Origin of the sequence: Inquilinus sp. (assembly GCF_039594555.1) — a bacterium.
In the GTDB taxonomy this organism is placed as follows: Bacteria; Pseudomonadota; Alphaproteobacteria; order DSM-16000; family Inquilinaceae; genus Inquilinus.
Genome location: NZ_JBCNNF010000362.1, coordinates 1 through 6,912, shown reverse-complemented (window position 1 = coordinate 6,912; position 6,912 = coordinate 1). Strand labels below are relative to the sequence as shown.

Here is a 6,912-nt window from a genome sequence, read left to right as displayed (position 1 = left end):
GGGTCACGCCTTCAATATGACCCTGCAGGACGTGCTGACGCGGTTCAACCGCCGGCGCGGCCGCGACGCGCTGTGGCAGCCCGGCACCGACCATGCCGGCATCGCCACCCAGATGGTGGTCGAGCGCGAGCTGGGCAAGCAGGGCATCAAGCGCCAGGACCTCGGCCGCGACGGCTTCCTGGAGAAGGTCTGGGAGTGGAAAGCCCAGTCCGGCGGCACCATCACCAGCCAGCTCCGCCGCCTCGGCGCCACGCCGAACTGGACGCGCGAGCGCTTCACCATGGACGAGGGCTTGTCCCGCGCCGTGGTCAAGGTGTTCGTGCAGCTGCATCGCGAGGGTTTGATCTACCGCGACAAGCGGCTGGTGAACTGGGACCCGAAGCTGCGCACCTCGGTCTCCGACCTCGAGGTCGAGCAGAAGGAGACCAAGGGCCATCTCTGGCACTTCCGCTATCCGATCGAGGGCGAGGAGGGCCGGTATATCGTCGTGGCCACCACCCGGCCGGAGACGATGCTGGGCGACACCGCCGTCGCCGTGCATCCGGACGATGAGCGCTACAAGGACCTAGTCGGCAGGAACGTGGTGCTGCCGCTGGTCGGCCGGCTGATCCCGATCGTCGCCGATGAGTATTCCGACCCCGAAAAGGGCTCGGGCGCGGTCAAGATCACCCCGGCGCACGACTTCAACGATTTCGAGGTCGGCCGCCGCCACAACCTGCCGCTGATCAACATCCTCGACGAGGAAGCGCGGCTGAACGACGAGGTGCCGGAAGCCTATCGCGGCCTGGACCGGTACGAAGCGCGCAAGCGCGTGGTCGCCGACCTCGAGGCGCTGGGCCTGGTCGAGAAGATCGAGGACCACGTCCATGCGGTGCCGCATGGCGACCGCGGCGGCGTGCCGATCGAGCCGTTCCTGACCGAGCAGTGGTACCTGAAGGCCGAGGTGCTGGCGAAGCCGGCGATCGAATCGGTGGAGCAGGGCAAGACCGTGCTGCTGCCGAAGATGGCGGAGAGCATCTTCTTCGAGTGGATGCGCAACATCCAGCCCTGGTGCATCAGCCGGCAGCTGTGGTGGGGCCACCAGATCCCGGCCTGGTACGGGCCGGACAACGCGATTTTCGTCGAGGAGAGCGAGGCCGAGGCCAAGGCGGCGGCCGAGAACCACTATGGCGAGCCGGTCGAACTGCGGCGCGAGACCGATGTGCTCGACACTTGGTTCTCCTCCGCCCTGTGGCCGTTCTCGACCCTGGGCTGGCCGGACCAGACGCCGGAGCTGCAGCGCTACTACCCCGGCGATGTGCTGGTGACCGGCTTCGACATCATCTTCTTCTGGGTCGCCCGGATGATGATGATGGGCATCCATTTCATGGGCGAGGTGCCGTTCCGCACCGTGTACTTCCACTCCCTGGTCCGCGACGAGAAGGGCCAGAAGATGTCGAAGTCCAAGGGCAACGTCATCGACCCGCTGGAGCTGGTGGACCGCTACGGTGCCGACGCGCTGCGCATGACCCTGGTGTCGCTGGCCGCGGGCCGCGACATCAAGCTGGGGCCGCAGCAGGTCGAGGGCTATCGCAACTTCGCCACCAAGCTGTGGAACGCGGCCCGCTTCTGCGAGATGAACGAGTGCCGGCCGGTGCCCGGCTACGACCCGGCGGCGAACACGCTGACGCTGAACCGCTGGATCGTCGGCGAGGTGGCGAAGACGGCGGAGAAAGCAGCCGCGGCGCTGGAGGGATTCCGCTTCAGCGAGGCGGCGCAGGTCCTGTACCAGTTCACCTGGGCCGGCTTCTGCGACTGGTATCTGGAATTCGCCAAGCCGGTGTTCTCCGGCACGGACGAGGCGGCGAAGGCCGAGACCCGCGCCACCACCGCCTGGGCGCTGGAGCAGATCCTGAACCTGCTCAACCCGATCATGCCGTTCGAGACCGAGGAGCTGTGGCGCCACTTGGCGGATCGCGGCGGCGCCACGCTGGTGACCCAGCCCTGGCCGGACTACCCGGCCGGCCTGGTCGACCCGCAGGCGGCGGCGGAGATGGACTGGGTGATCCGGCTGATCTCCGCGGTCCGCACCATCCGGTCGGAGATGAACGTGCCGCCGGCGGCCGAGCTGCCGGCGACGCTGCGCGGCGCATCGCCGGAGACCCTGCGCCGGCTCGACACCCATGGCGCGCTGATCCGCCGCCTGGCCCGGCTGGCCACGATCGAGGCGTCGGAGGCCGAGCCGGCGAAGGGCTCGGCCCAGGCGGTGATCGACGAGGCGACGCTGGTGCTGCCCCTGGCCGGGATCATCGATCTCGACAAGGAGCGGGCGCGGCTGACCAAGGAGATCGAGAAGAACGCCTCCGAGGTCGAGAAGATCGACCGCAAGCTCGGCAACGCTCAGTTCCTGGAGAAGGCGCCGGACGAGGTGGTCGAGGAGCAGCGCGAGCGCCGGGCCGAGGCCCAGGCCGCGATCGAGCGGCTGCGCGAGGCCCTGGCCCGCGTCTCGGGCTGACCGTCGGTACACTGCCGGCTGACCAAGATCGGCCGCCCGGGAGCGATCCCGGGCGGCCGTTTTGTTGTGTGCTCCGGGAGTGGAAATCGGGGAACCGGCCGCCGATGGCCTCTCGTTAACCCGGTGAGCGGGTCGCGCGGGACGCCCCGCGGGGCTTCGCCCGGCCCGCCATCTCGAACCGAACGGGAGAGCGTCATGAGAGTAGCCGAAGTCATGACCAGCGATGTCGCCGTGGTGCGGCCGCGGGACAGCGTTCGCCACGCGGCGCAGCGGATGGACGCACTGAATGTCGGGTCACTGCCGGTCTGCGACGGCAAGCGGCTGGTCGGCATGATCACCGACCGCGACATCACCGTCCGCGTCACCGCCGCCGGGCTGGACCCCGAGGGCACCGAGGTATCGAACGCCATGTCTCAGGATGTGCGCTGGTGCTGGGCGGATGACGATGTCGAGGAGGTGTCGGAGATGATGGGCGAGACCCAGATCCGCCGCCTGCCGGTGATCAACGCCGACAAGCACCTTGTCGGCGTGGTGTCGCTGGGCGACCTGTCGACCAAGCACGCGCCGGGCGCCGCGGAGGCGCTGGGGGAGGTGTCGACGCCATCCGCACCGGACCGGAGCGGCAAGAGACACTGAGGCTGACCGGCCCATTCCAGCCTTGACAAAAAAAGTTGTCAAAGCTGGAATGGGCGCATGCTCGACGTGGATGTCATCGACGACCCGGCGGCGGCCGTCGCGGCGCTGGAGCCGGTTCGCAGCCGCCTGCTGGCGGAGCTGGCCGAGCCTGCTTCGGCCGCCGGACTGGCGGCGCGGCTTGGAATCCCGCGGCAGAAGGTGAACTACCATCTGCGCGCATTGGAGGCGCACCGGCTGGTCCGCGAGGCGGAGACGCGGCGCTGGGGCGGGCTGACCGAACGCCTCTATGTCGCGAGCGCAGCCTCCTACATCGTCTCGCCGCAGGCGCTCGGACCGGTCGCGGCCGATCCCGGGCGCGCCTCGGACCGGCTGTCGGCCAGCTATCTGATCGCGCTGGCCGCCCGCATCGTGCGCGAGGTCACCGGCCTGTGGCGGGCCGCCATCCGCGCGGAGAAGCGGCTGGCCACCCTGTCAATCGACACCGAGATCCGCTTCGCGTCGTCGGCCGACCGGGCCGCCTTCACCTGGGAACTGACGGCGTCGATCGCCGCCCTGGCGGCGCGCTACCACAACGCGTCGGCGCCTGGGGGGCGGGACCACCGCCTGGTCCTGATGGCCTATCCCAGGCCCGCCGACCCATCGGAGAAGGGGGAGACATGCCACTGAAGAGCGACGCGACGCGGCGCTGGGTCGAGCTCGACGTGCTGCTGCCAGGAACGCCGGAACAGGTGTGGCAGGCGATCGCCACCGGCCCGGGCCTCAGCGCCTGGTTCACCGCCACCCGGATCGAGGAGCGGGTGGGCGGCGCCATCCGCTTCGAGTTCGGTGAGGGCATGGCCTCCGCCGGCACCGTCACGGCCTGGGAGCCGCCCTTCCGCTTCGTCTATGAGGAGACGGGCTGGAACGGCGAGGCGCCGCCGGTGGCGACCGAATGCACCATCGTCAGCCGGTCCGGCGACACCTGCGTGCTGCGGCTGGTCCACACCCTGTTCACCACCGACGGCAGCTGGGACGACGAGCTGGAGGGGTTCGAGGCTGGCTGGCCGGGGTTCTTCGTCATCCTGCAGCTTTACCTGAAGCGGTTCGCCGGGATGCCGGCGGCGCCGGCCCGGGCCATGGCCATCCATCCTGGCCCCGACCTCGCGGCCTGGACCGACCTGGCCGGCCGGCTCGGCTTCGCCGGCGTGAATGTTGGCGAGCGCTGGAGCACGCCGGCCGGCGCGCCGGCGCTGGCCGGTATGGTCGAGCGGGTGCAGCAGGATGCCAAGTCGCGCGAGGTGACGGTGGCGCTGGACCGGCCGGCGCCCGGCATCGCCCTGATCGGTATCCATGGCTGGCAGAGCCGGGCCAGGGTGGCGGCCAGCGTCTTCTTCTACGGCGACGACGCCGCGGATACCGCTGCCCGGTTCGAACCCGAGCTGCGCCGCTGGATCCGGGAGACCTATCCGGACAGGGGGGAATAGCCATGCCCGTGAGGAAGGATGAAAGCGGCCGCCGCACCGTCGCGGCCGAGGTCGAGGTGCCCGGAACGCCGGAGGATGTGTGGCGAGCCATCGCCACCGGCCCGGGCGTGACCTCCTGGTTCGTGCCGACCCGGGTGGAGGAGCGGGTGGGCGGCACCGTCGCCACCAATTTCGGGCCCGGCATGGAGTCGCTGGCGACTATCACCGCCTGGGAGCCGCCGCGCCGCTTCACGGCCGACAGCCCCGAGGCGATGGGCCCCGGCAGCCCGACCATCGCCACCGAATGGACTGTGGAGGCTAGGGCCGGCGGCACCTGCATCGTCCGGGTGGTGCATGCCTGGTTCGCCGAGACCGACGACTGGGACGCCCAGTTCGAGGGCCACGAGCATGGCTGGCAGGCCTTCTTCCACATCCTGAGGCTCTATCTCTCCCATTTCCGCGGCCGGAGCGGCGCCAATCTCCAGCTGATGGGCGTGGCGCCGGAGCCGACGGTCCAGGCGGGCTGGGCGGAGCTGACCGGCCGGCTCGGCCTCGCCGGCGCCGAGCCGGGGCAGCGGGTGCAATCGGCGTCCGACGCGCCAGCCCTGGCCGGGCAGGTCGAGCGTGTCGGCCCGGATGAGCATCCGGAGCTGCTGCTGCGGCTCGACGCGCCGGTGCCCGGCATCGCCCATCTCTTCGCCCTGCCGATGGGCGGGCAGGTCTATCTGCCGGTCCGGCTGTACCTGTTCCGCGAAGAGCCGACGGCCGCGGCCGCGCGGGAGGAACCGGCATGGCAGGCCTGGATGGCCCGCCATTTCCCGATGCCGGGTCAGCCGGGCTGAGGCCTCACCCCGCCTCGCGTTCCAGCAAAGCGCGCTTGCGGGCCACGCCCCAGCGGTAGCCGGACAGGTCGCCGTCTGACCGCACCACGCGGTGGCAGGGGATGGCCACCGCCAGGTCGTTGGCGGCGCAGGCCTGGGCTACCGCGCGAACCGCCTTGGGCCGGCCGATCCGCTGGGCGATCTCGGCATAGCTGGCGGTGCTGCCGGCCGGAATGCTGCGCAACGCCTGCCAGACCTGCTGCTGGAAGGCGGTGCCGCGGATGTCCAGCGGCAGGTCCATCCCCTCCGCGGATGGCGCCTCGACGAAGCCGACCACCCGGGCCACCAGCTGCTCGAATCGGGCGTCGCCGCCGACCAGCCGGGCCTTGGGGAAACGGTCCTGCAGCTCCTCCAGCAGCGCCTGCGGGTCGTCGCCGAACTGGATGGCGACGATGCCCTTGCCGGTCGCCGCCACCAGGATGGCGCCCAGGTGGCACTGGCCGATGGCGAAGCGGATCTCTGCCCCGGTGCCGCCGTCGCGGAAGGCGGTCGGGGTCATCCCCAGCCGCTGGGGCGCCGCGGCGTAGAAGCGGCCGTTGGAGTTGAAGCCGGCGCCGTAGATCGCCTCGGTGACGGTCCCGGTCTGCTCCAGCTCGTCGCGCATGCGGTCGGCGCGGTGGGCGTCGGCATAGGCCTTGGGGGTGACGCCAGTGACCGCCTTGAACATGCGGTGGAAGTGGAAGCGGCTCAGCCCCGCCGCATCGGCCAGCTCGTCCAGGCTCGGCATCTCCTCGGCCGTCTCGATCTTGCGGCAGGCCGCGACCACCAGGGCGGTCTGGCGCTCGGCCAGCGACATCTCGGTCGGCTTGCAGCGCCGGCACGGGCGGAAGCCGGCGCGCTCGGCGGCGGCGCCGTCGGCATGGAAGCTGGCATTCTCGCGCCGCGGATGGCGCGAGGCGCAACTCGGGCGGCAGTAGACGCCGGTGGTGCGCACGGCGAAGACGAAGGCGCCGTCGGCGGCGCGGTCGCGGCGCAGCACGGCGGCCCAGCGGGCCTCGTCATGGGCGAAGGCCGGGGCGGGGACGGGGGGCGGGGGAATGAAGCCCATGGGGCGCTCCTGTTCGATGGCGGGATCGACAGGTCTCCCCGATATGGGGATGCCGATCGTTCCACCGAAGATGGCGGTCTCGGGTTTCGCCAGCACTCCGGCCCTTGCTCTCAAATTCCGGGGCCGGCGGCGACCCGGTTCTTGCGATCTCCGGCAGGCGCCATGGGCTTGCGGCCGAATTCGGCCGCAACAAGCGGAGCGCGGGGCGGGGGCCGGTCCTGGATGCTGGCGGCCTCATCCTCCTCCGCGAGTGTTCCGATGTCCGCCATCGCCCCGCTTCCCGCCCCGTTCCGCCGCCTGGCCTGGTCCAACCTGGCCGCGCAGTCGGCGGAGCAGATCGGCCTCGCCGCAGCACCGATCGTCGCCGTGCTCGCCCTCGGCGCCGGGGCCGGCGGCACCGGCCTCTTGCAG

The 6,912-nt window shown here is 70.9% G+C and carries 6 protein-coding genes; 5 read left to right on the top strand and 1 reads right to left on the bottom strand.

Going from position 1 to position 6,912, the window contains the following annotated elements; genetic code table 11:
• From ABDW35_RS28490 to ABDW35_RS28470, 5 genes are all read left to right on the top strand, one after another.
• Positions 1-2,494 (top strand): valine--tRNA ligase (locus ABDW35_RS28490; RefSeq protein ID WP_343717233.1); only part of this gene is annotated, 2,494 nt, incomplete at its 5' end.
• Positions 2,495-2,689: 195 nt separating this feature from the next.
• Entirely contained in the window at positions 2,690-3,130 is a 441-nt protein-coding gene (locus ABDW35_RS28485) for a CBS domain-containing protein (protein WP_343717232.1), read from the top strand.
• A 57-nt stretch (positions 3,131-3,187) separates the two neighbouring features.
• Entirely contained in the window at positions 3,188-3,796 is a 609-nt protein-coding gene (locus tag ABDW35_RS28480) for a helix-turn-helix domain-containing protein (RefSeq protein WP_343717231.1), read from the top strand.
• Positions 3,787-4,593 (top strand): SRPBCC domain-containing protein, encoded by an 807-nt coding sequence (locus ABDW35_RS28475; protein ID WP_343717230.1) that lies wholly within the window; start codon positions 3,787-3,789, stop codon positions 4,591-4,593. The genes ABDW35_RS28480 and ABDW35_RS28475 overlap by 10 nt, the downstream gene beginning before the upstream one ends.
• Before the next feature lie 2 nt (positions 4,594-4,595).
• Positions 4,596-5,414, top strand: a complete 819-nt coding sequence (locus ABDW35_RS28470; RefSeq protein ID WP_343717229.1) for an SRPBCC domain-containing protein — start codon at positions 4,596-4,598, stop codon at positions 5,412-5,414.
• 4 nt (positions 5,415-5,418) lie between these two features.
• Here ABDW35_RS28470 and ada read toward each other — a convergent pair whose 3' ends face one another.
• A complete protein-coding gene (gene ada, locus ABDW35_RS28465) occupies positions 5,419-6,501 on the bottom strand; it encodes a bifunctional DNA-binding transcriptional regulator/O6-methylguanine-DNA methyltransferase Ada (protein ID WP_343717228.1) in 1,083 nt (360 codons plus the stop codon).
• Between the last annotated feature and the right edge of the window lie 411 nt (positions 6,502-6,912).

Excerpts from the sequence above, each read along its gene's own strand:
- ada (WP_343717228.1), bottom strand. The coding sequence starts at position 6,501 with ATGGGCTTCATTCCCCCGCCCCCCGTCCCCGCCCCGGCCTTCGCCCAT.
- ABDW35_RS28470 (WP_343717229.1), top strand. The coding sequence starts at position 4,596 with ATGCCCGTGAGGAAGGATGAAAGCGGCCGCCGCACCGTCGCGGCCGAG.
- ABDW35_RS28475 (WP_343717230.1), top strand. The coding sequence starts at position 3,787 with ATGCCACTGAAGAGCGACGCGACGCGGCGCTGGGTCGAGCTCGACGTG.
- ABDW35_RS28485 (WP_343717232.1), top strand. The coding sequence starts at position 2,690 with ATGAGAGTAGCCGAAGTCATGACCAGCGATGTCGCCGTGGTGCGGCCG.
- ABDW35_RS28480 (WP_343717231.1), top strand. The coding sequence starts at position 3,188 with ATGCTCGACGTGGATGTCATCGACGACCCGGCGGCGGCCGTCGCGGCG.